23 protein-coding genes are annotated in these 20,805 nt (G+C 74.7%); 9 read left to right on the top strand and 14 right to left on the bottom strand.

Going from position 1 to position 20,805, the window contains the following annotated elements:
* Window positions 1-49: 49 nt before the first annotated feature.
* Both C8D89_RS06570 and C8D89_RS06575 read right to left on the bottom strand, forming a co-directional pair.
* Window positions 50-1,246 (bottom strand): ABC transporter permease, encoded by a 1,197-nt coding sequence (locus tag C8D89_RS06570; protein ID WP_116707255.1) that lies wholly within the window; start codon window positions 1,244-1,246, stop codon window positions 50-52.
* Window positions 1,243-2,172 carry an ABC transporter ATP-binding protein gene (locus C8D89_RS06575; RefSeq protein WP_116707256.1) on the bottom strand — a complete coding sequence of 310 codons (930 nt, stop codon included), beginning with the start codon at window positions 2,170-2,172 and terminating at the stop codon, window positions 1,243-1,245. Before C8D89_RS06575 ends, C8D89_RS06570 begins: the two co-directional genes overlap by 4 nt.
* Window positions 2,173-2,331: 159 nt before the next feature.
* Between C8D89_RS06575 and C8D89_RS06580 the strand changes: the two genes are divergently transcribed.
* Window positions 2,332-2,637: a hypothetical protein gene (locus C8D89_RS06580; RefSeq protein WP_116707257.1), complete on the top strand. Its 306-nt coding sequence runs from the start codon at window positions 2,332-2,334 to the stop codon at window positions 2,635-2,637.
* Window positions 2,638-2,641: 4 nt separating this feature from the next.
* Here C8D89_RS06580 and C8D89_RS30140 read toward each other — a convergent pair whose 3' ends face one another.
* The 5 genes from C8D89_RS30140 to C8D89_RS06605 form a co-directional block, all read right to left on the bottom strand.
* On the bottom strand, window positions 2,642-3,649 hold the full coding sequence (locus tag C8D89_RS30140) for a gamma-glutamylcyclotransferase family protein (protein ID WP_116707258.1): 1,008 nt from the start codon (window positions 3,647-3,649) through the stop codon (window positions 2,642-2,644).
* Window positions 3,650-3,733: 84 nt separating this feature from the next.
* Entirely contained in the window at window positions 3,734-4,378 is a 645-nt protein-coding gene (locus tag C8D89_RS06590) for an MBL fold metallo-hydrolase (protein WP_243417897.1), read from the bottom strand.
* Entirely contained in the window at window positions 4,375-5,463 is a 1,089-nt protein-coding gene (locus C8D89_RS06595) for an S-(hydroxymethyl)mycothiol dehydrogenase (RefSeq protein WP_116707259.1), read from the bottom strand. The genes C8D89_RS06590 and C8D89_RS06595 overlap by 4 nt, the downstream gene beginning before the upstream one ends.
* A gap of 290 nt (window positions 5,464-5,753) precedes the next feature.
* Window positions 5,754-6,932 carry an acetyl-CoA C-acetyltransferase gene (locus C8D89_RS06600; RefSeq protein WP_116707396.1) on the bottom strand — a complete coding sequence of 393 codons (1,179 nt, stop codon included), beginning with the start codon at window positions 6,930-6,932 and terminating at the stop codon, window positions 5,754-5,756.
* A gap of 198 nt (window positions 6,933-7,130) precedes the next feature.
* Window positions 7,131-8,396, bottom strand: a complete 1,266-nt coding sequence (locus C8D89_RS06605; protein WP_116707260.1) for an alpha/beta fold hydrolase — start codon at window positions 8,394-8,396, stop codon at window positions 7,131-7,133.
* A 249-nt stretch (window positions 8,397-8,645) separates the two neighbouring features.
* On the opposite strand from C8D89_RS06605, the gene C8D89_RS06610 reads away from it, so the two are divergent.
* Window positions 8,646-9,380 carry a beta-ketoacyl-ACP reductase gene (locus C8D89_RS06610; protein ID WP_243417899.1) on the top strand — a complete coding sequence of 245 codons (735 nt, stop codon included), beginning with the start codon at window positions 8,646-8,648 and terminating at the stop codon, window positions 9,378-9,380.
* Window positions 9,381-9,395: 15 nt separating this feature from the next.
* On the opposite strand, the gene C8D89_RS06615 is transcribed toward C8D89_RS06610, so the two are convergent.
* The 4 genes from C8D89_RS06615 to C8D89_RS06630 all read right to left on the bottom strand — a co-directional run bounded on the left by C8D89_RS06615 (window position 9,396) and on the right by C8D89_RS06630 (window position 12,988).
* Window positions 9,396-10,343, bottom strand: coding sequence for an alpha/beta hydrolase (locus C8D89_RS06615; protein WP_116707262.1), 948 nt, complete (start codon window positions 10,341-10,343; stop codon window positions 9,396-9,398).
* 237 nt (window positions 10,344-10,580) lie between these two features.
* Window positions 10,581-10,940 (bottom strand): PRC-barrel domain-containing protein, encoded by a 360-nt coding sequence (locus tag C8D89_RS06620; protein ID WP_116707263.1) that lies wholly within the window; start codon window positions 10,938-10,940, stop codon window positions 10,581-10,583.
* Window positions 10,941-10,988: 48 nt separating this feature from the next.
* On the bottom strand, window positions 10,989-11,864 hold the full coding sequence (locus C8D89_RS06625) for a glutamate racemase (protein WP_116707264.1): 876 nt from the start codon (window positions 11,862-11,864) through the stop codon (window positions 10,989-10,991).
* A gap of 26 nt (window positions 11,865-11,890) precedes the next feature.
* A complete protein-coding gene (locus C8D89_RS06630) occupies window positions 11,891-12,988 on the bottom strand; it encodes an SDR family oxidoreductase (RefSeq protein WP_116707265.1) in 1,098 nt (365 codons plus the stop codon).
* 229 nt (window positions 12,989-13,217) lie between these two features.
* Between C8D89_RS06630 and C8D89_RS06635 the strand changes: the two genes are divergently transcribed.
* Window positions 13,218-14,585, top strand: a complete 1,368-nt coding sequence (locus C8D89_RS06635; protein ID WP_116707266.1) for an NAD(P)/FAD-dependent oxidoreductase — start codon at window positions 13,218-13,220, stop codon at window positions 14,583-14,585.
* A gap of 5 nt (window positions 14,586-14,590) precedes the next feature.
* Window positions 14,591-15,541 (top strand): alpha/beta fold hydrolase, encoded by a 951-nt coding sequence (locus tag C8D89_RS06640; protein WP_165825575.1) that lies wholly within the window; start codon window positions 14,591-14,593, stop codon window positions 15,539-15,541.
* Window positions 15,542-15,548: 7 nt separating this feature from the next.
* On the opposite strand, the gene aroQ is transcribed toward C8D89_RS06640, so the two are convergent.
* Complete coding sequence (aroQ, locus tag C8D89_RS06645) at window positions 15,549-16,010, bottom strand: type II 3-dehydroquinate dehydratase (RefSeq protein ID WP_116707397.1); 462 nt, start codon at window positions 16,008-16,010, stop codon at window positions 15,549-15,551.
* A 134-nt stretch (window positions 16,011-16,144) separates the two neighbouring features.
* On the opposite strand from aroQ, the gene C8D89_RS06650 reads away from it, so the two are divergent.
* A complete protein-coding gene (locus C8D89_RS06650; protein WP_116707268.1) occupies window positions 16,145-16,753 on the top strand; it encodes a response regulator transcription factor in 609 nt (202 codons plus the stop codon).
* 139 nt (window positions 16,754-16,892) lie between these two features.
* On the opposite strand, the gene C8D89_RS06655 is transcribed toward C8D89_RS06650, so the two are convergent.
* On the bottom strand, window positions 16,893-17,117 hold the full coding sequence (locus C8D89_RS06655) for a hypothetical protein (protein WP_116707269.1): 225 nt from the start codon (window positions 17,115-17,117) through the stop codon (window positions 16,893-16,895).
* 199 nt (window positions 17,118-17,316) lie between these two features.
* On the opposite strand from C8D89_RS06655, the gene C8D89_RS29080 reads away from it, so the two are divergent.
* The 3 genes from C8D89_RS29080 to C8D89_RS06665 are packed head-to-tail and all read left to right on the top strand — an operon-like array spanning window position 17,317 to window position 19,352.
* Entirely contained in the window at window positions 17,317-17,526 is a 210-nt protein-coding gene (locus C8D89_RS29080) for a hypothetical protein (protein WP_207787094.1), read from the top strand.
* Window positions 17,519-18,298, top strand: a complete 780-nt coding sequence (locus C8D89_RS06660) for an HpcH/HpaI aldolase family protein (protein ID WP_165825577.1) — start codon at window positions 17,519-17,521, stop codon at window positions 18,296-18,298. Before C8D89_RS29080 ends, C8D89_RS06660 begins: the two co-directional genes overlap by 8 nt.
* Window positions 18,299-18,341: 43 nt before the next feature.
* Window positions 18,342-19,352, top strand: a complete 1,011-nt coding sequence (locus C8D89_RS06665) for a helix-turn-helix transcriptional regulator (RefSeq protein ID WP_116707271.1) — start codon at window positions 18,342-18,344, stop codon at window positions 19,350-19,352.
* Here the strand turns inward: C8D89_RS06665 and C8D89_RS06670 are convergent.
* A complete protein-coding gene (locus C8D89_RS06670; RefSeq protein ID WP_116707272.1) occupies window positions 19,313-20,050 on the bottom strand; it encodes a VIT1/CCC1 transporter family protein in 738 nt (245 codons plus the stop codon). The genes C8D89_RS06665 and C8D89_RS06670 overlap by 40 nt on opposite strands.
* A 152-nt stretch (window positions 20,051-20,202) precedes the next feature.
* On the opposite strand from C8D89_RS06670, the gene C8D89_RS06675 reads away from it, so the two are divergent.
* Window positions 20,203-20,709: a DUF1707 domain-containing protein gene (locus C8D89_RS06675; RefSeq protein WP_116707273.1), complete on the top strand. Its 507-nt coding sequence runs from the start codon at window positions 20,203-20,205 to the stop codon at window positions 20,707-20,709.
* Window positions 20,710-20,805: the final 96 nt, after the last annotated feature.

The following is a 20,805-nucleotide window of genomic DNA, read 5'->3' on the forward strand; positions in this document are numbered from 1 at the left end:
CTGGCACCAGGAACGCTCCGTGGCGAGCCCGACGATCTCGGCCGGCCCGTCAGGCCCGGGCGCGCCCCAGGGCCTCGCGCAGGCTCACCCGCGCGCCGGTGCGCAGCACCGAGTTCGCGTAGATGCGCCCGCCGAGCCACAGCACCGCGGCGGTGAACGCGAGGGTCAGCGCGAAGGCCAGCACCACCTGCCCCACCGGTGCGACGCCGAGTGCGACGCGGGCGGGCATGAACAGCGGGCTGAACGGCGGGAGCAGCGAGAGCACGGTGATCGGGGTGCCCCGCGGGTCCGAGGTCAGCAGGTTGAACCCCACGACGAAGCCCAGCAGCACGGTGATCGTCACCGGCGAGAGCACGCTCTGGGTGTCCTCCTGGCGCGAGACCAGCGACCCCGCCGCGGCGAACACCGTCGCGTAGAGGGCGAAACCCAGCAGGTACCAGACGACGACGGAGACGAGCGTCGAGATCAGCCCCGCGTCCGCGGCCAGCACGCCCGCGGCGCCCGCGACGGCGAGCCCCGCCCCGCCGAGCACGACGAGCTGCAGCAGCCCCACCGCGCCGAGGCCGAGCACCTTGCCCAGCAGCAGCTGCCACGGCCGCACCGACGACAGCACGATCTCGACGACGCGGCTCGACTTCTCCTCGACGACGCCCTGGGCGACCATCGCGCCGTAGGTCTGGATGGAGAAGAACAGCAGGAACGCCCCGGCCAGCCCGAGGCCCAGCCGCTGGCCCGCCTGCGGGTCGGGCGGCTCGGCGGACACCACGGCGGGCCCGGCCTCGGCGACCACGGCGTCGAGGGCGGCCGGGTCGACCCCGCGTCCCTGCAGGTAGGCGTCGCGCGCCACGACGGACGTCGCGTCGACGATCACGCGTTCGAGGTCGGCGTCGGGCTCGGACTGGACGAACACGCGCGGTCGCACGGGGTCGCCGGTGATCAGCGCGTCGAGGTCGCCGGCGCGCACCGCCGCCTCCGCGGCGGCCGGGTCGGGCGCGGCGACGACGGTGAGCGTCAGGCCCTCCGTGGGGGCGGCGCGCTCCAGGGGTCCGGTGAGGGCGGTCGCCGGGCCGGACACCGCGACGCGCGCCGTGTCCTCCCCGGACGCGATCGTCGCGATCACGGCCGCGTACACCCCGAGCAGCACGAGCACGACGAGCGTGCCGACCACGAACGCCCGGCCCTTGACCTTCGCCGCGAACTCGCGGCGGGCGATGAGGGCGACCGGGCGCAGGGCCGCCGGGGTCACGCCGCCACCCCGGGCTCGACCGGTTCCCGCGGGGCGTCGGCAACGGTGTCGCGGTAGATCTCGGCGAGGGCGGGGCGGCGACGGCGGAACTCGTGCACCGGCCCGGTGCGGCGGGCCGCGTCCAGCACCCCGGTCAGCGTCGGCTCGGAAGCGTCGGCCAGCGTGAGCACTGTCCCGCCCTCGGCCGCCCGGGTGGCGGCGACGCCGGGCAGGCCGTCCGCCCACCCGCCCGGGGCGTCGGGCACGACGACGACGAGCTCGGTGCCCGACGCCTCGCGCAGCTCGTCGACCGTCCCCTCGGCGACGGTGCGCCCACTGCGCACGATGCCGACCCGGTCGCAGAGCCGCTCGACCAGCTCGAGCTGGTGGCTCGAGAACACCACCGGCGCGCCCGCGTCGCGGCGCTCGCGCAGGACCTCGCTCATCACGTCGACCGCCATCGGGTCGAGCCCGGAGAACGGCTCGTCGAGCACCAGGACGTCCGGGTCGGCGACGAGCGCGGCGGCGAGCTGCACGCGCTGCTGGTTGCCCAGGCTCAGGCGCTGCACCTCCTCGGTGCGGCGCTCGGCGAGGCCGAGGCGCTCGGTCCAGCGCTCGGCGGCGGCCCGGGCCTCGCTCGCCGACCGTCCGCGCAGCTCGGCCAGGTAGCGCAGCTGCGTCCCGACGGCCATGCGGGGATACAGGCCGCGCTCCTCGGGCATGTAGCCGATCCGGCGCCGCGAGGCGGCGTCGAGCGGGCGCCCGTCCAGCCGGACCTCGCCCGCGTCGGCCTGCAGCACGCCCAACGCGATCCGCATCGTCGTGGTCTTGCCCGCGCCGTTCGCGCCGACGAAGCCGTAGAGCTCGCCGGGCCGCACCGTGAACGTCATGCGGTCGAGGGCCACCGTCGACCCGAACCGCTTGGAGATCCCGTCGATCTCGAGCATCGCTCTCCCCAGTCGGAGCCGGCGACAGGATGTCCGACCGCACCGATCACGTCCACCGCAGGCGCCGGGACCGCATCGTGACCCCGTTCGTCGTAACGAGACCTGGCGGTCGGTGCGACGTCCGCAGCAGAGTGCGAGGGCGACGGAAGGGGGACGGTCGTGCGGCTGCTGGTGGTGGTGGGCCTGACGCTGACGCTGTTGCTGGGCGCCGTGCCCCTGGCCGTCCCGGGGACCCCGCGCCTGCCCGGCGTGCCGCCCGCCGTGAGCGCGGCCCTGTTCGTCGTCGCCGCGGTGGCGCTGGTCGGCGGCCTCCTCCTGCTCGCGCACGGACGCCGGCTGCGACGGCGGGCCGAGGCGTCGGCGGACGCCGCCGACGCATCCCCGCCTCCGGCGCCGGCGCCCGCCACCGTCGTGCCCGGGACGACGCCCGGCCGGGGGTACGTGACGGTGCGGACGCGCTGGTAGCGGGTCACCGCCCGCCGGGCGGCCAGGGCGCCGTCAGCGGCGCCCCGTGCACGGGGCCGGGCCACGTCCACACCCACGCGGGCACGCGCTCGCCCTCGGTGTGGGCGACCGCCCGCTCGCGGCGGTAGTCGGGGCCCTCGTACGCGTCGAGCCGGGGCAGGGCGGCGGGCGGGTCCGCCAGCCGCAGCAGGGCGCCCCGGGCACGTCCCGGCCCGCCCCGCACGAGCGCCGGGTAGCCGCGCCCCGTGTCGTGCACCCGCCCCGGCAGCCAGGCCTCGACCGGCTCGCCGACCACGTGCCGCGCCATCAGGGGCCACGCGCGCCGCCCGGGCATGAGGGTGCCGTAGACGAAGACGCGGTCGGGCCAGGCGTGCGGGTCGGGCGTGCCCTGCTCGACGGTCACGGCGTCCGGGACGGCGCTGGCGGGCTCGCCCACCAGGTCACGGGCCGCGTCCTGGGCCACCGCGCTCACCGCCACCGGGGCGCCGTCGACGAGCAGCGGCGCGCGCACCGGTCCGCCCGCCCAGTAGGTCCAGACGCGGTCGAGGCGGGCGCCGTCCTCGGCGACCACCCGGCCGACCTCCAGACGCACGAGGTCGTAGCGCTCGCCGCGTCCCTCGCAGCGGTCCAGCACCGCGACCTGGTCCGCGGTCGCCATCCACACCGCGTGTGTCTCCACCGCGCCCGGTGCAGGGGCCAGCGTCGCCGGCCGCGCACCGTCCCGGGTGCGCAGCCCCGCGGCCCACACGGCCGCGAGCCCCTCGACCCGCGCCCGGAGCACGACGACCGGGCCCACGAGCCCGAGGTGCTCGCGCAGCCACGTCAGCTTGCCCGGGCAGCGGTTGGACCCGAACGTGAGCACCGGCACCCGGTCGGCCATCGGCGCCGCCGCGCGCTCGGCGAGCCAGCGGTCGAGATCGCAGCCATCGAGGTCGTCACCACCGTCCACCGTCCACCCGGCGGCGGCGTCCGCCGACGGCTCCAGCCGGCGGCTGACCGCGTCGAGGTGCACGAACGAGAAACCCGGCGCGACCCCGGGGTAGGGGTCGGCCGGGTACTCGGCGTCGGCGTGCGCGGTCAGCGGCTCACCAGGTGCTCAGTAGCCCCGCTCGCGGTACTCCTCGAGCCGCGAGGCCTCGTCCCCGACCTTCGTGGTGTCCCCGTGCCCGGTGCGCACGATCGTGTCGCCGGGCAGCGTGAAGACCTTCTGGGCCAGCGACTCGATGATCACGTTGAAGTCGGAGTACGACGGCCCGGTGGCGCCCGGGCCCCCGTTGAACAGGGTGTCCCCGGAGAACAGGGTGCCGAGGTCGGGCGCGTAGAACACCGTCGACCCCGGCGAGTGCCCCGGCGTGTGGATGGCCCGCAGCTCGATCCCGCCGACGGTGAACGTCTCGCCGTCGGTGATCTCGCCGTCGGGCTCGCGGTCGGGGTAGGTCAGGTTCCAGACCACCCGGTCGTCGGGGTTGAGCAGGATCGGTGCGTCGAAGGCCTGCGCGATCGCCGGCGCGGCGTTGACGTGGTCGTTGTGCGAGTGCGTGCACAGGATCGCCACGACGTTGCGGTCGCCGACGGCCTTCTTGATCGCCTCCGCGTCGTGCGGGGCGTCGAGCAGGACGACCTCCGACGAGTCGCCGACGATCCAGACGTTGTTGTCGACGTCGAAGGAGTTGCCGTCGATCTGGAACTGGCCCGACGTCGTGAGGTGCTCGACGCCCTCGCCCACCTTCTGCGCGGTCACAGGACCACCACCGAACGCAGCACGTCGCCGTGGTGCATCTTCTCGAAGGCCTGCTCGACGTCGTCGAGGGAGATCCGCTCGGTGACGAACTTGTCGAGCGGGAACCGGCCCTGCAGCGCGAGGTCGATGAGCATCGGGAAGTCGCGGCTCGGCAGGCAGTCGCCGTACCAGGACGCCCGCAGCGACCCGCCGTGGGAGAAGAACGGCTGGAAGTCGGCCTCGAGCTTCATGTCCGGTGACGGCACGCCGACGAGGACCAGACGGCCGGCGAGGTCGCGGGCCTCGAACGCCTGCTTCCAGGTGGCCGGGATGCCCACCGCGTCGACGACCACGTCGGCGCCGAAGCCGTCGGTGAGGTCGCGGATGCCCTGCACGGGGTCCTGGCTCTTGGCGTTGATCGTGTGCGTCGCACCGAAGCCCTTGGCCCACTCGAGCTTCCGGTCCTCGGTGTCGACGGCGATGATCGTCGTGGCGCCCGCGAGCGCCGCCCCGGCGATCGCGGCGTCGCCCACTCCACCGCAGCCGATGACGGCCACGGTCTCACCGCGCTGCACCTGGCCGGTGTTGATCGCCGCCCCGGCGCCGGCCATGACGCCGCAGCCGATGAGGCCGGCGGCGGCCGGGTCGACCTCCGGGTTGACCTTGGTGCACTGCCCGGAGTGGACCAGCGTCTTCTCGATGAACGCACCGATGCCCAGCGCCGGCTTGAGCTCCTCGCCGGTGTCCTTGAGCGTCATCGGCTGCGCGGCGTTGTGGGTGTCGAAGCAGAGGTGGTGCTGGCCCTTGCGGCACGCGCGGCAGACGCCGCACACCGCTCGCCAGTTGAGGATCACGAAGTCGCCGACCTCGAGGCCCTCCACACCCTCCCCCAGCGACTCGACGACCCCCGCGGCCTCGTGGCCGAGCAGGAACGGGTAGGCATCCTCGATGTTGCCCTCGCGGTAGTGCAGGTCGGTGTGGCAGACCCCGCAGGCCTGGATCGCGACCACGGCCTCGCCCGGCCCGGGATCGGGGACGACGATCGTCTCGACCGTGACCGGCTTGCCCTTCTCCCGGGACACGACGCCCCGGACCTCCTGCGGCATGTGTGCCTCCGTCTTCTCCTGAGTGTGCTCCCGGTCACCTGTGCCCGGGCGTCCACCCTGGCATGCACACCCGGCCATGGTCACCGCCGTCGGCATGATCACCGCGAGTCGCGGGTCCGCGGACGGCGCCCCGCGCGCCCCCGGGGCATCCGGTTCGGCGCAGCATCCGGCTCGGCGGTTCCCCTCGCACGACGACGCGGCGGCCGCCCCTCGGGGTGACCGCCGCGTCGAGCGTGTGGCGTCACGGACACTGGGTGTCAGCGGTGCCACACCGCCGACATCGGGACGGGTCAGGCGTGGAAGATTAGCGCCGACCCCTGGCCGCCGCCGCCGCAGAGGCTCGCGACGGCGTAGCCGCCGCCGCGGCGCTGCAGCTCGTGGGCGCAGTGCACGGCGAGGCGGTTGCCGGTGCAGCCGATGGGGTGGCCGAGAGCAATGGCGCCGCCGTCGGTGTTGACGTTGTCGGAGTCGAGCCCGAGCTCGCGCGCCGACTGGATCGCGACCGCCGCGAACGCCTCGTTGATCTCCCACAGCGAGACGTCCGAGGGCTCGATGCCCTCGCGGCGCAGCGCCTTGAACGCGGCGTTGGACGGCTGCGAGAGCAGCGAGTTGTCCGGGCCGGCGACCCAGCCATGGCTGCGGACCTCGCACAGCGGCGTGATGCCCAGCTCCTCGGCCTTGCGCGCCGACATGACGACGGTGGCCGACGCACCGTCGGAGACCTGGGAGGAGCTGCCCGCCGTGATCGCGCCCTCCTTGTCGAACGCCGGCCGCAGCTTGCCCAGCCCCTCGGCGGTGGTGTCGCCGCGGACGCCCTCGTCCTCGGTCACCGTGATCGGGTCGCCCTTGCGCTGCGGGACCTGGACACCGGTGATCTCGGCCTCGAACCGCCCGTTCTTGGCGGCGTCGGCGGCGCGCTGGTGCGACGCGGCGGAGACCTCGTCCATCTCCTGGCGCGAGAGGCCGGCGGCCTTGGCGAACCGCTCGGTCGAGGCGCCCATCGACTCGTGGTCGTAGCTGTCGGTCAGGCCGTCGTGGTCGGTGGCGTCGAGCAGCTGGCCCGGGCCGTACTTGTAGCCCTGGCGGGCCTTCGGGAGCATGTGCGGCCCCGCGGTCATGGACTCCATGCCGCCGGCCACGACGATGTCGTACTCGCCGGCCTGGATCATCTGGTCGGCCAGCGCCACGGCGTCCAGCCCGGACAGACAGACCTTGTTGAGCGTGAACGACGGCGTGGACATCGGGATGCCGGCATCGGTCGACGTCTTGCGGGCCGGGTTCTGGCCGTTGCCGGCCTGGATCACCTGTCCCATGATCACGTACTCGACCTGCTCGCCGCTGATGCCCGCGGCCTCGAGCGCGGCCTTGATCGCGGTGGTGCCCAGGTCACCGGCCGTCATGCCGGCGAAGGCGCCGGAGAGCTTGCCGATGGGGGTGCGCTTGCCGGAGACGATGACGGAACCGGGCATGCGGGAGACCTCCTGGTCGATGGATGGCACGACGGTGGGCCGGCGACGACCGACCACCGGGGTGGTCACGGCGCGGTGGTGCCCTCCGCCGGTGCGAAGGGCCAGGTATCTGGAACGTACCCGCGGGCCGGGGTCGAAACCCAGGCCCGCGGGCTGACGATCCCCGGTCGGCTACGGGATCGGTCCAGCAACGTCCGTTCAGCCGCGGCGGGAGTGCTCCGCGACGGCGGCCATGAGCGGCGGCCACTCGTGGCGCAGCGCCTGGTTGCCCATGAACAGGCCGAGGTGCCCGCCGGGGGCGGTGCGCCGGGTGACCTGGTCGGCCGGGGTGGACACGTGGTCCGCGGCCGCGAAGACCTGGACGGGCGGCGTGATGTGGTCGGTCGCGCCGCCGAGCAGGAACAGCGGGCAGGAGATGTCGCGCATGTCCACCCGCCGCCCGCCGACCTCGAGCGTGCCCGCCACCAGCTCGTTGCCGGCGAAGAGGTGCTCGACCAGCCAGAGGTAGAACGTCCCCGCGACGTCCTGCGTGTGCTTGAACCAGTCCTCGAACGCCTCGTAGCGCGCGATGGCCTCGGGGTCGTCCAGGTGGCGCAGCAAATCGACGTGCTTGGCGATCTCGGCGTCGGGCCGGATCGCGATGAACCCGCCGAGGACGAACGCGCCGGGCATGACGCCGCCGCCGGCGGCGACCATCGCGCGGTAGGGCAGCTGGCCGAACCGCTGGGTCATCACCCGCGACGACGCCCCGATCGGGGTCTCGCCGGCGTGGAAGTCGATGGGCGCGCCGGCCAGGGTCAGGGTGTTGACCTTCTCCGGGTGCAGCGCGGCGTAGATCGTCGCGAGCCACCCGCCCTGGCAGTCGCCGACGAGGTTCACGGCGTCGTGGCCGGTCGTCGACCGGCAGTGCTCCACCGCGCGGTCGACGACCGCGACGTAGTCCTCGATCGTGCTCGTCGAGGTCGCCCGTGTCGCGCCGACCCAGTCGAGGGTGAACGCGCGGGTCAGGCCGGCCTCGCGGATCACCATCATCTGTGACTGCCGGGGCTGGAAGTCGACGATGCAGGAGTCGTGACCGGCCTGCGGTGGCAGGACGAGGGTGGGCGCGACGTCGTCGGTGGAGCCTTGGGAGAAGTCCCGCAGGCGTGCGATCGGCGTCTCGAAGACGATCTCGTGCTCGTTGTGCCAGCGCGGGCGGCGGCGGCCCAGCACGAGCCGCCACCAGCGGCGCGCGTCACGGCTGTTGCGGCCGGGGGTGGCCGTCTGGCGCAACGCCCGGGACAGCACGTAGCCCGCGCCCTTGGTCATCTCCGTCGCCCCGCGCACGGCGGCCGTGAGGTGGTAGCCGCGCAGGTAGGCCGCCGGGTCGGTGGCGGGGGCCTCGGTCTGGACCGCCGTGGGGTCGGGGTCCGTGATCCCGGGAGCCTCGGGGACGTCGACGTGCTCGTCGGTCGGGGCCGTCATGGCACACCTCCTCGCGCCCGGCTCGCGGGCGCTCGACCACACCCTGCTCTGGGTGCTGCACGGAACGTACGGGCGCTTGGGATGTTTCGCAACGACCTGTTTACCCACGGGTAGAGGGCCCGCCTCTTCCCGAGAGGGCCCGTCGCGGGTTTCGATGGGGCACGGACCGTGTGGTCCCGACCACCTTCCGGGTAGGTAGGTGCCGACCGACGACGGTGTCGAACCAGCGAGGGAGCACGCATGGGAGACATGACCGGACAGGTGGCGATCGTGACCGGGGGTGCCCGGGGCATCGGCCGCGCGATCAGCGAGCGCCTCGCGAAGCGGGGCATGAAGGTCGCGGTGGGTTACTCGTCGGACCCGACGTCGGCCGAGGAGCTCAAGTCGCAGTACCCCGACCAGATCACCATCCACCAGGGCAACATCGGCAACCGCGGCGACTGCGAGCGCGTCTTCGACGAGGTGATGCAGGCCCACGGCCGGGTGGACGTGCTGGTCAACAACGCCGGCATCACCGCGGACAAGATGGTGGCCAAGATGGAGGTCGACGACTGGGACCGCGTGGTCCAGGTCAACCTCTCGGGCACCTTCTACATGTCCCAGCTCGCCTACCTGCACATGGCCGAGCGGGGGATGGGCCGCATCGTCAGCATCAGCTCGGTGATCGGCGAGAAGGGCAACGCCGGCCAGGTGAACTACGCGGCGACGAAGTCCGGCCTGTTCGGCATGACGATGTCGATGGCCCAGGAGGGCTCGCGCAAGGGCGTCACCGTCAACTGCGTGGCGCCGGGTTACATCGAGACCGACATGGTCGCCGCGGTGCCGGAGAAGGCGATGGAGAAGATCCTGGCCGGGATCCCGATGCGGCGCCTCGGCCAGCCCGACGAGGTGGCCCGGGTCGTCGAGTTCCTCGCCGACCCGGAGTCCGAGTACATCACTGGGCAGGTCTACTCGGTCAACGGCGGCATGCACATGGACGCCTGAGCTCCGGCCGGGTCGTCAGGCGAGGCGTGCGGTCAGCTCGGCGCAGACGTCGTCGAGCGCCGCCGCCGAGGCCCGGCACACACCGGGGAACGACAGGAAGCCGTGCACGGCCCGGGCGTGGTCGGTGTGCCGCACGGGCACACCGGCCTCGCCCAGCCGGCGGGCGTAGTCCACGCCGTCGTCGTGCAGCGGGTCGAGCGCGGCGGTGACGACCAGGGCGGGTGGGAGCTCGCCCAGGTCGGGCGCGAACAGCGGCGAGCAGAGCGGGTCGGTGGGATCGCCGTCGCAGCCCAGGTAGTGCGACCGGAAGACCTCCATGTCCGCGCGGGTGAGCACGGGGCCGTCGGCGAAGCGTTCGACCGACGGGCGGCTGAACGTCAGGTCCAGCGTGGGGTAGAGCAGCACCTGCGCGTCGATCGCGGGGCCCGCCTCCCGCGCCAGCAGGCAGACCACGGCGGCGAGGTTGCCGCCGGCGCTGTCGCCCATCACGGCCAGACGGTCGGGCCGCGCGCCCAGCGCCTCGGCCTCGCGCGCCGCCCACGTCACCGCGGCGTAGCCGTCCTCCCGGCCCGCGGGGTACGGGTGCTCGGGCGCGAGCCGGTAGTCGACGGACACCACCAGGGCGCCCACCCGTGACGCGACGTGCGCGCACAGCCAGTCCGACTGGTCGAGGTTGCCCAGCGTGCCGCCCCCGCCGTGGAAGTTGACGACGACGGGCAGGGCGCGGGCGGTCAGCGGGCGGTAGAGGCGGACGGGACGCGGCCCCAGGTCGGTCTCGGCGACGCGGTCGGAGACGAACACCCCGCGCGGCATCGGCCCGAACACCTGCGAGGTGACGACGTTGTGGCTCAGCCGGCGGGCCCGCGCGCGCTCGATCTCCTCGGGGCCCATGCGGCTGACCGCCACGGCCCCGGAGACGTCGGCGAACCACGTGAACATGCGCAGCCGGACGCCGATGTCCATGCGTCACCTCCCGCGACCCGCCGCCACGGTGATCACCGGCGAGGCCGCCAGAGTGCCCCATCACCCGTCCTCCGTGCGCCACGGACGGACCACCGATCGGGGGCCGTCGGTGACCGGCAGCCGTCGTACGGGGACGAGCGGGTGAGGCGCGTGTCGCACACGACGACACTCCCGGTGGTACCGGCGGGCGGTACGGCCGGACGGCCGCCGGTACGCGCCCTGCCCGCCGCCGACGCCTCAGCGGCGCGCGAGCCGCCGCTCGCCGAGTGACCCCGTGCGGTACTCGAGCCCGTAGTGCGCGAACAGGCCCGGTTCGTCCTCGGCGAGCAGCTCGCCGTCGGTGTCGATCGACGGGGCCTCGCGCACGAGTTCCTTGCCGAACGCGACCTTGAGGTGATCGGGCGTCACGACCGCCCCGCTCAGCGGCGCGAACACCAGGCGGCTCCTCCCGAACAGCGAGGACACCTTGACGGTGGCGAACACCGGCTCGTCGCCGAGCGTGTCGTAGTAGACCGCCTCGAGCTCCCCGATCTTGGCGCCGTCGGGGTCGAGCACGGGGCGCCCGCGCCAGTCGCGGACGTTCTCGGCGGGGATCACGGGCGGTCCTCTCGGGCGGTGGGGACCTCCAGCGTAGTGCGGGCGGGGTCACACCCGGCGCAGGAGCGGGGCGCCGGGGTGCGTGGCCGTGTCGGGCCGGGTCTGCTGGTCGGACTCGTCGGTGGCCGGGAGGTCGTCGCGGGTGACCCGTCCACCGCGGGCCAGGGCGGCGCCGATCGGGTAGCGGCACGCGATCGCGGGCAGCGTCCCCTCGTCCCCGCCCAGGTGCACCCGGACCCCGGCGGGCTCGGCCGCGGGGTCCTCGGGCAGCCCGAGGCGACGCAGGGCCTGCCCGGCGACGGCGCGGGAGCTGTCGTGCAGCCCGGTGCCCGGCGGCAGCGCGGCGAGGATGTCGTCGACCACCAGCGGGTAGTGGGTGCACCCGAGCACCACCGACCGGCACCGGGCCGGGGTGCGTCCCGCGGCGACCGCGACGGCGTCGCGCACCGCGGCGGGATCGGCGTCCTCGACCGCGCGTGCGAGCCCGGGGCACGCGACGGCGTCGGCCTGGCCGGGCGCGGCGAACCGTTCGAGCAGGTCGCGCTGGTACTCGCTGCCGGTCGTGCGCTCCGTGGCCCACACGGCGAACGGCAGTCCGGTCGCCCCCGCGGGCTTGACGGCCGGGACCGTGGCCACGACCGGACGCTCCGGCTCGACCGCCGCGCGCAGCGGCACCACGGCGGTGACCGAGGCCGTGTTGCACGGCACGACGATCGCGTCGGCGCCCCGGGCGATCGCGAGGCGCCCGGTGTCGAGCACGCGGTCGACGATCCAGGCCGACGACTTCGACCCCCACGGCATGCCCTCGGGGTCGAGGTAGAGATCGAGGGCGAGGTCCGGGCGCAGGTGGCGCAGCCAACCGGCGGTGGGCAGCAGGCCGAACCCCGAGTCGATCAGGGCCACACGCGCGGGTTGCCGGACCATCGCCGGCGAGTCTAGGCCCCCCGCCCTCACACCATCGCGGCGCTGCCGACGTCGGGGTGCTCGCGGTGGTACGCCACCATCGCGCCGACGTGCTCGGCGAACGACGGGCAGCGCACCCCGACCTCGTCGAGCAGCGCGGTGGTGGCGGCGACGTCGTAGACGGTGGGGTGGGTGAGGTAGTCCAGCGTCGACGACGGCAGCCGGAACACCCGCCCGACACCGGGCAGGTGGTCGATCGCGAACCGGGAGAGCACGGTCGGCACCGGCACGACCTTCAGGCGCTTTCCGGTGTGCGCCGCGAACGCCTCGCACATCTCGAGCACCGACGGCGGGTGCGGCGCGGCGAGGGCGACGGTGCGGCCGAGCGCGCCCGGGTGCGGGGCCAGCGCGGCGATCGCATCGACGACGAAGTCGCTCGGCACGAGGTTGAACTGGACGCGCGACGGGTCGCCGGGCAGCGGCATCACCGCGACGCGGCCCTGGCGGGCGATGAGCTGCAGCGCGTAGTACGGCCCGTCGTACTTCTGCGTCTCGCCGGTGCGGCTGTCCCCGACCACGACCGACGGCCGGTAGATCGTCACGGGCACGCCGGCGTCGCGCGCCTTCACCACGACCCGCTCGGCCTCGTGCTTGGTGTGCTCGTAGTGGTTGGAGAAGGTCTGCCCGAGCTCGAGGTCGTCCTCGGAGAAGATCCCGGGGTAGCGGCCCGAGACGTAGCAGGTACTGACGTACTGCAGCCGCACCAGCTCGTCGGCGCCCTGCGCCAGGGCGACGACGTTCCGCGTGCCCTCCACGTTGACCGACCACGCGAGGTCCGCCGGCACCGACAGGTCGTACACCGCGGCGAGGTGGAAGATCTCGAGCGGCCCCTCGCGCAGGGCGTCCAGCTCGTCGTCGTCGAGCCCGAGTCCGGGGCGGGTGATGTCGCCGGCGACCAGCCGCGTGCGGCCCGCGATCCGGGGCTCGTCGGCCTCGAGCCGGGCGAGCGTGCGCCGCGCCTGGTCGAGCCAGCGCTCCTGCACCAGCGCGACGGCCGTGGCCTCGGGCGCGCGCTGCAGCGTCCGGGGCAGCAGGGCGGTCCCGAGGAAGCCGGGGAAGCCGGTGAACAGCACGGTCGTCGGCACGCGGGCCTCCCGGGACGGCGGGCGGGGTCGGGGTGCGGGGAGCAGACCACGCCCGGCGCGCCACCGCCCGACGACGGCACCCGGTCGGGCGGGCTGTGACCACGCTCATGGGGGTCGCCGACGCGGCGCGTTCGTGCGGGGAGGTGTCGCGAGCGCCACCAGGGGAAACTCACCACGGACGAAATCTGCCCTCGGGCACCAGCTCGGGCACGACGGGAGGACGACTCGGATGAGCGCGCAGCGCATCGTGGTGGTCGGCGCCGGGTTCGCCGGCTTGAAGTGCGTCCAGCGCCTCGAACGTGAGCTCAAGGGCGAGCTGTCGCGCGGCGAGGTGGAGGTCGTGGTGGTGAACCCCCACGACTACATGCTCTACCTGCCCCTGCTCCCGCAGGTGGCCGCGGGGGTCATCACCGCGCAGTCGGTCACGGTGCCGCTGCCGCGGGCGATCAAGCGGGCCGCGCGCCTGCCGGGTCAGGTGGTCGGGCTGGACCTCGAGCGCAAGGTCGCCGTGGTCAAGAAGATCAGCGAGGAGGTCGTCGACCTCCCCTACGACCGCCTCGTCATCGCCGCGGGCAGCGTCACCCGTCAGTTCGACATCCCCGGGCTCGAGGAGCACGGCCTGGGCATGAAGAACCTCGGGGAGGCCGCGTACCTGCGCGACCACGTGCTCTCCCAGCTCGAGCTCGCCAACGCGTCCACCGATCCGGCCGAGCGCGCCGCGCGGTGCAGCTTCGTCGTGGTGGGCGGCGGCTACGCGGGCGTCGAGACCGCGGCGTGCCTCGAGCTGCTCACCGACGCCGCGCTGAAGCGCTTCCCGCGCCTCGACCCGACGCTCGTGCGCTGGACGGTGGTCGACATCGCCCCGCGCCTCATGCCCGAGCTCGGGCAGCGCCTCGGCGAGGAGGCCCTCGACCTGCTGCGCCGCCGCGGGATCGGCATCCGGCTGGAGACCGGCGTCGAGCAGGTCACCGCCGACGACGTCACCCTCACCGACGGCAGCACGATCCCGACCAAGACGCTGGTGTGGACCGCGGGCGTCACCGCCAGCCCGCTGGTCAAGACGCTCGGCGTGGAGCTGGTGCGCGGCCGGGTCAAGACGCGCACCGACCTGCGCCTCGACGGCTACGACGACGTGTTCGTCCTCGGCGACGCGGCCGCGGTGCCCGACCTCACCGCGGACGACCCGGACTCGGCGATGTGCCCGCCCACCGCGCAGCACGCCGTGCGCCAGGCGGTGACCGCGGCCGACAACGTGGTCGCCTCCCTGCGGGGCGAGCCGCTGCGCGAGTACAAGCACCACGATCTCGGCCTCGTGGTCGACCTCGGCGGCACCCAGGCGGTGGCCCACCCGCTGGGCCTGCGGCTGAAGGGGATGCTCGCCCAGACCGTGACGCGGGCCTACCACCTCTACGCCCTGCCGCTGACGCGCACGCGGGTGCGGGTCGTCGCCAACTGGATCCTCCACCTGTTCGGTGGCGACGACTTCATCCGCATCGGCTTCCTCGCCGGGCGCAAGAACGAGACGTCGTCGTTCGAGGAGTCCCGCGAGTACCTCTCCGAGGAGGAGATGAAGGAGCGGGCCGCGGCGGCATCCTGACGTCCGTGACGACCCCCGAGGACGGCGGCGGATACGTCGAGGACGTGATCGCCCGCGACGGCACACGCCTGCGGCGCTGGGACAACGGCGCCACGGGCGTGCCCGTCGTGGTGTCCAACGGCCTGGGCGCGAGCCCGACGGCGTGGACCTTCCTCCACGGGGAGGACTGCGGATACCACGCCACGACCTGGCACCACCGCGGTCTCGGCGGCTCGGACCGCCCCTCCGACGAGACCCACATCCGCGTCGAGGACCACGTCGACGACCTGTTCACGGTGATGGACGCCGCAGGCATGGAGTCCGCGCTCGTCGTCGGCTGGTCGCTGGGCGTCCCGATCGCGATCGAGGCCGCGCGGCGGGCACCGGATCGGGTGGCGGGCCTGATGGTCCTCGGCGGGGCGGCCACCGGGACGTTCCGCGTGCTGCCACAGCTCTCCCCGCTGCCCACCGGCGTCCCCGAGGGCGTGCACCGCCGCGCGGCGCAGCTCGGAGGCTGGCTGCTGCGCGTCGTCGGTCCGCCCGTGGCCGGGGTGATCGACCTGCTGCCGCGCAGCCTGGACGCGAGCCGGGACGCGCTCGACCGCGCCGGGGTCGACCCCGCGCAGCTCGACCCGACGGGCACGGCGGCGCCGCTGGTCACCCTCGCCGAGGTGGCGCGGCAGTTCGCCCGGCACGACTGGACCTGGTTCTCGCGCATGGTCCTGGCCGGCGCCCAGCACGAGCAGCTCGACGACGCCGACCTCGCGGCGATCACGGTGCCGGTCACCGTGGTCAGCGGGAATCTCGACACCCTCGCCCCGCCCGCGGACATGGCCGCCCTGGCCGCGGCCCTGGGCGACGCGCGGCTGGTGCGCCTGCCGGGCTCGCACTTCCTGCCGCTGCAGTTCCCCGACGCCCTCGCCGGCGAGCTCGCCAGGCTGGCCGACCGCAGCCGCCTGCGCGGGGACCAGGCCTGACGCACGATCACGTCCGGCGCACGATCCGCTCCGCGAGGAAGCGCAGTGCGAGGTCGTAGCCGGTGACCCCGGCGCCGGCGATCACGGCCGTGGCCACCGGCGACACGTACGAGTGCGACCGGAACGCCTCGCGGGCGTGGACGTTCGACAGGTGGATCTCCACCACGGGCACCGGCAGCGCGGCCAGAGCGTCGCGGAGGGCCACGGACGTGTGCGTGTAGCCGCCCGGATTGATGATCACTCCGCCGTGGCCGGTCATGGCCTCGTGGACCGCGTCGATGAGCACGCCCTCGTGGTTGCTCTGCCGCGCGTCGACCTCGAGGCCGAGCTCGCCCGCGACCCGCCGGCAGCGATCCACCAGGACGTCGAGGGTGTCGGTGCCGTAGACCTCCGGCTCGCGCCGCCCCAGGAGGTCCAGGTTCGGGCCGTTGACGACCAGCACGCGCGGTGGATTCGCCTGCGGGCTCATGTGCCACTCCATCGGGGGTTCATAACCACGCCCTTGTCATTCGGGGGTCAAGCGGACGGGTGGGGTGACCGATGAGGGGAACAGCGCCCACCGTGCCCACGGTCGGGCGGTCTCCCCACCCGGACGGAGTCTGTATGAGGACGGTTCTGATCTGCGACGACCGGCGCAGTGTCCGTGAGGGCCTGACGCGGGTCATGTCCGCGGTGCCCGGGGTCCAGCGCATCGACTGCGTCGCCACCGCCGACGAGCTGCTCACCCGCTACGCCCGGCAGAGCGCCGACGTCGTGTTCGTCGGCACGCAGCGCGCGGTGGCCTCGGGCGCGGAGGCGACCCGACGCCTCATGTCCGCCCACCCCCAGGCCAACGTCATGGTCTTCGGCGCCCCCGACGACGCCGGCAGCATCGCCGCCGCGATCGCCGGCGGGGCCCGCGGCTACCTGCGCTGGGACGCCTCGCGCCCCGAGCTGGTCGCGGCGCTCGCGCACTCGGCCGTCGGCGCCGAGGCCGGGACGATGCCCATGCAGCGCACCGCCTCGCCCGGCGCGAGCGTCAACCTCACCGAGCGCGAGATGCAGGTGCTGCGCGGGATGAGCCAGGGCAAGAGCAACGGCCAGATCGGCCGCGAGCTCTACCTGTCCGAGGACACCGTGAAGACCCACGCCCGCCGGCTGTTCCGCAAGCTGTCGGCGGCCGACCGGGCGCAGGCGGTGGCCCAGGGCTTCCGCTGCGGTCTCGTCTCCTGACGGGCCCCTCGGGAGGACACCGGAGACGACGTCCCGCCGGGTCGGAGGCGGCAGGAGGTCGTCGGGACGGTGGACAGCCCCGGTCACCGGCTGGTGTCGCCCGCACGGCGAGCGGTACCAGCCGGTGACCGTGCCGTCGTCACGGACCGACGACGGTGCGGATGCGGTCGTCGCGCAGCTCGGTGCGCGCGCGGCGGTGGGCCCCGAAGCGGTGACGGATCCCGTCGGGGCCGGAGAGCCAGCCCTGGTAGGCGTCGACCTCGTAGTCGCGGCGCTCGCCGGACTCGTCACGCACGGTGATCCGGTAGGTGGTGTCGCGGGCGAAGGTGAAGCGCGGCGCGGGGGAACGGGACGGGGCGGCCATCACCGTCGATCGTACGAGCACGGAGTACCGACCCCCCACGCTCCCACGAACGATCACACGAGAAGGTGATCGAGGTCTCGGCGCCCGCCCGGACCGGGGAGGTCCGCGTGCTCGCGTGTCGTTCCTCGGCGTGTCGTGTCAGCGGTGGGCCATCGCTGACACCCAGTGTCCGTAACGCCACACGCTCGCTCGCGAGGTCGTGCTGATCGTGCGCGGCGTCGCCGACGGCGTCGTCCCGTGCGGAGCAGGACCGCGAGCCGGCGGCACAATGGCGCGCGCAGCGGGCGACGGCGCCACGCGTGCCGACGCCCGCCACGCACGTCGGGGCGCCACCCGCGGGTTCGCGGCGGCGCTCCCGTTCCTCGAGGCCCGCGTCGCCGGGCGGGAGGTGGTGTCCACCTGTGGCTGACCCCGTGACCGACACCGTCCGGGCCGCCTGGGCCGCGGGTCGCGCCGCCCGCAACGGATGGCTCACCGTGGCCGACCCGCACCTGGTGGAGGTCGTCGCCGCGCGCGCCGCGGGCCACGACCTGCTCGACGCGCTCACCCTCGACCTCCAGCACGGGCTGTTCGACCGGGCCCGCACGGCCGACGCGGTCCGGGCGATCGCCGCGCATGGGCTGGCCCCGCTGGTGCGCCTGCCCGCCGTCGACGACGCCGAAGTCGGCTTCGTGCTCGACGTCGGCGCGCACGGCGTCATCGCGCCGATGGTGTCCGACCCCGCGACCGCCGCCGAGCTCGTCGCCGCCTGCCGCTACCCGCCGGCCGGGCGCCGCTCGTTCGGCCCCGTGCGCACCGCCCTGCGCGCGGGCGACGACCCGGTCGCCGCGGCGGACCGCGTCCTGGTGCTCGCGATGATCGAGACGGCGGACGCGCTGGAGCGCGCCGACGCGATCGCCGCGGTGGACGGGCTCGACGGGCTCTTCGTCGGGCCCGGCGACCTCGGGGTGGCCCTGGGCCTGGGGCCGGCGCAGGACCGCGAGGAGCCGGCGATCCACGACGCGTTCCGCCGGGTGCTCGACGCGTGCGCCGCCGCCGGCGTCCGCGCGGGCGTGCACGCCACCCGCGCCGCGTACGCCGCGGCCCGCGCCCGCGACGGCTTCGCGCTGGTCACCGTGTGGTCGGACGTGCCGGCGCTCCTGGGCACGCTCGACGCGGCCGCGGCGGGCTTCACGCCCTGAGGAGCGGACCGCTCCCGTCCGCGTCCCGCGGCACACTGGGTGGGTGCTCGAGACCTCGGCCCGCCTGCTGCGCCTGCTCTCGCTGCTCCAGGCCCGCCCCGAGTGGACGGGCCCCGAGCTCGCCGAGCGCCTCGGCGTCACCACCCGCACCGTGCGGCGCGACGTCGACAAGCTGCGCGGCCTCGACTACCCCGTCGAGGTCGACTACGGGCCGGGCGGCGGCTACCGGCTGGGTTCCGGTGCCGCGCTGCCGCCGCTGCTGCTCGACGACGACGAGGCGGTGGCCGTCGCGGTGACCCTGCGCACCGCGGCCGGCTCCGGGGTCGCGGGCACGGGGGAGACCGCGCTCGCGGCGCTGCTCAAGCTCGAGCGCATCCTCCCGTCGCGCCTGCGCCACCGCGTCGCGGCGATGCCGGTGGCCACCGTCGCGCCCCGCGTCGCGTCGCCGGTCGACCCCTCGGTGCTGGCCGTCCTCGGCGCCGCCTGCCACGACCGCCGCGTCCTCGAGGTCGACTACACGGCCCGCGACGGGGCGTCGACACGGCGGCGGATCGAGCCCGTCCACCTCGTGGCGTGGGGACGGCGCTGGTACCTCGCCGCGTGGGACCGCGACCGTGACGACTGGCGGACGCTGCGCGTCGACCGCCTCGTCCCGCGCCTGGGACCGGACGGCCTGCCGACCGGGCCGCGCTTCGCGCCACGCGCGATCCCCGGCGGCGACCCGGCCGCCTTCGTCGCCCGCCGGGTCGCGGACGTCCGCCCGTTCCGGTCCGTCGTGCGCGTCGAGGCGCCGGCCGAGCGGGTGCGGCAGACGATCTGGACCGACCAGGTGCGCATCGAGGCGCTCGGGCCCGACGCCTGCCGCGTCGCGCTGTCGACCGACGACGCGCGGGCGGCGGGGATCATCCTCACGGGGCTCGACGCCGACTTCGTGGTGGAGTCGCCCGACGCGCTGGTCGACGAGCTGCGGGAGATCGCCGCGCGCTACGAGCGCGCGGCAGGTCCGTCTCCGGGTCAGCCCACCGCGCCGCCGACCAGCCAGCCGATCCCGTAGGTGGCGGCCAGGCCGAGCGCGCCGCCGAGCACCACGCGCAGCACCGCGCGCTGTGCCGGCGCCCCGCCGAGCCGGGCCCCGAGCCCGCCGGCGAGCCCCAGGGCCAGGAGCACCACCGCGACGGTGATCGGCACACGCCAGCTCGGGGGGGTCGCGAGCACCGCGACCAGCGGGAGCAGTGCGCCGAGCACGAACGACACCGCCGAGGCCCCGGCGGCGCGCCACGGGCTGGTCAGCTCCTCGGGGTCGAGGTGCAGCTCGACCTCGAGGTGCGCGGCGAGGGCGTCGTGCTCGGTCAGCTCGGTCGCCACCTGCCGCGCGGTGGCGGGGGAGAGCCCCTTGGCCTCGTAGAGCTCGACGAGCTCCTCGAGCTCCTGCTCGGGCGTCTCGCGCAGCTCGCGGGTCTCCTTGGCCAGCTGCGCCCGCTCGGCGTCGCGCTGGCTGGAGACGCTGACGTACTCGCCGAGCGCCATCGACACCGCGCCGGCCACGAGGCCCGCCACCCCGGCCGTGGCGATCGGCGCCCGCTCGATCGTCGCGCCGGCCACCCCGACCACCAGCCCGGCGGTCGAGACGATGCCGTCGTTCGCGCCGAGCACTCCGGCCCGCAGCCAGTTCAGGCGCTGCGACAGCTCGCCGCCGTGCGGCTCGGGGTGGACGTCGCCCGGGACGTCCGTGCCGTTGACGGGTTCGGCCATGCCCCGACCCTCCCACGAAGACTGGAACGCTTCCAGAAAGCTGAGCCTCACCTCGCTCCCCCGCTCCTCACCGCGAACCGGCGCCGGGAGGCGCACGATGGAGGTGCCGCATCGGGCGCGCCGGGGGCGTCCGCGCGGCGGGAGGAGGCGCCGTGGACACGGACCGACCGGGCGGACAGGACCGGGACGACGAGCGCGGGGGGCGGGCGGACCTGCGCGTGGGCGACGCCGACCGGGCCGCGGCGCTCGACGCCCTGGGGCGGCACCTGGAGGCCGGGCGGCTGGACGTCGACGAGTTCGGCGAGCGCTCGGCGCGCGCGTCGATCGCGGTGCACTGCTCCGACATCCGCGTGCTGTTCACCGACCTGCCGGCGCCCCACCCGCCGCTGCCGCGGCCCCCGGCGCCGGAACCGGCGCCCGAGGCCCGGCCCGAGCCGCCCGCGGATCCTCGACGCGCGCCGGCCGTGCCGGAGCACCACCACCCCGGGCTGCCCCCGGCCCTGCGCGCCGGCATCCTCGCGGCGGCGGTCGCCCTGCCGGTGATGCTGATCCTCGCCGCGGGCCCCGGCGGTGGCGGGCTGCTGGTCCTGCCGCTGCTGATCCTGCTCATGAGCGGGATGCACCGCGGGCACCGGCACGGGCCCGGAAATCGGTGGTGACCGGGGGCTGGCGCCGGCGCCGAACATGAGGTTAGGTTTGCCTCATCGCTGCGCGGGTGTTGTGGTGGCGCCCAGCGGCAGCGGCGAGAGGTGGGC

Source organism: Actinomycetospora cinnamomea (assembly GCF_003096675.1).
In the GTDB taxonomy this organism is placed as follows: Bacteria; Actinomycetota; Actinomycetes; order Mycobacteriales; family Pseudonocardiaceae; genus Actinomycetospora; species Actinomycetospora cinnamomea.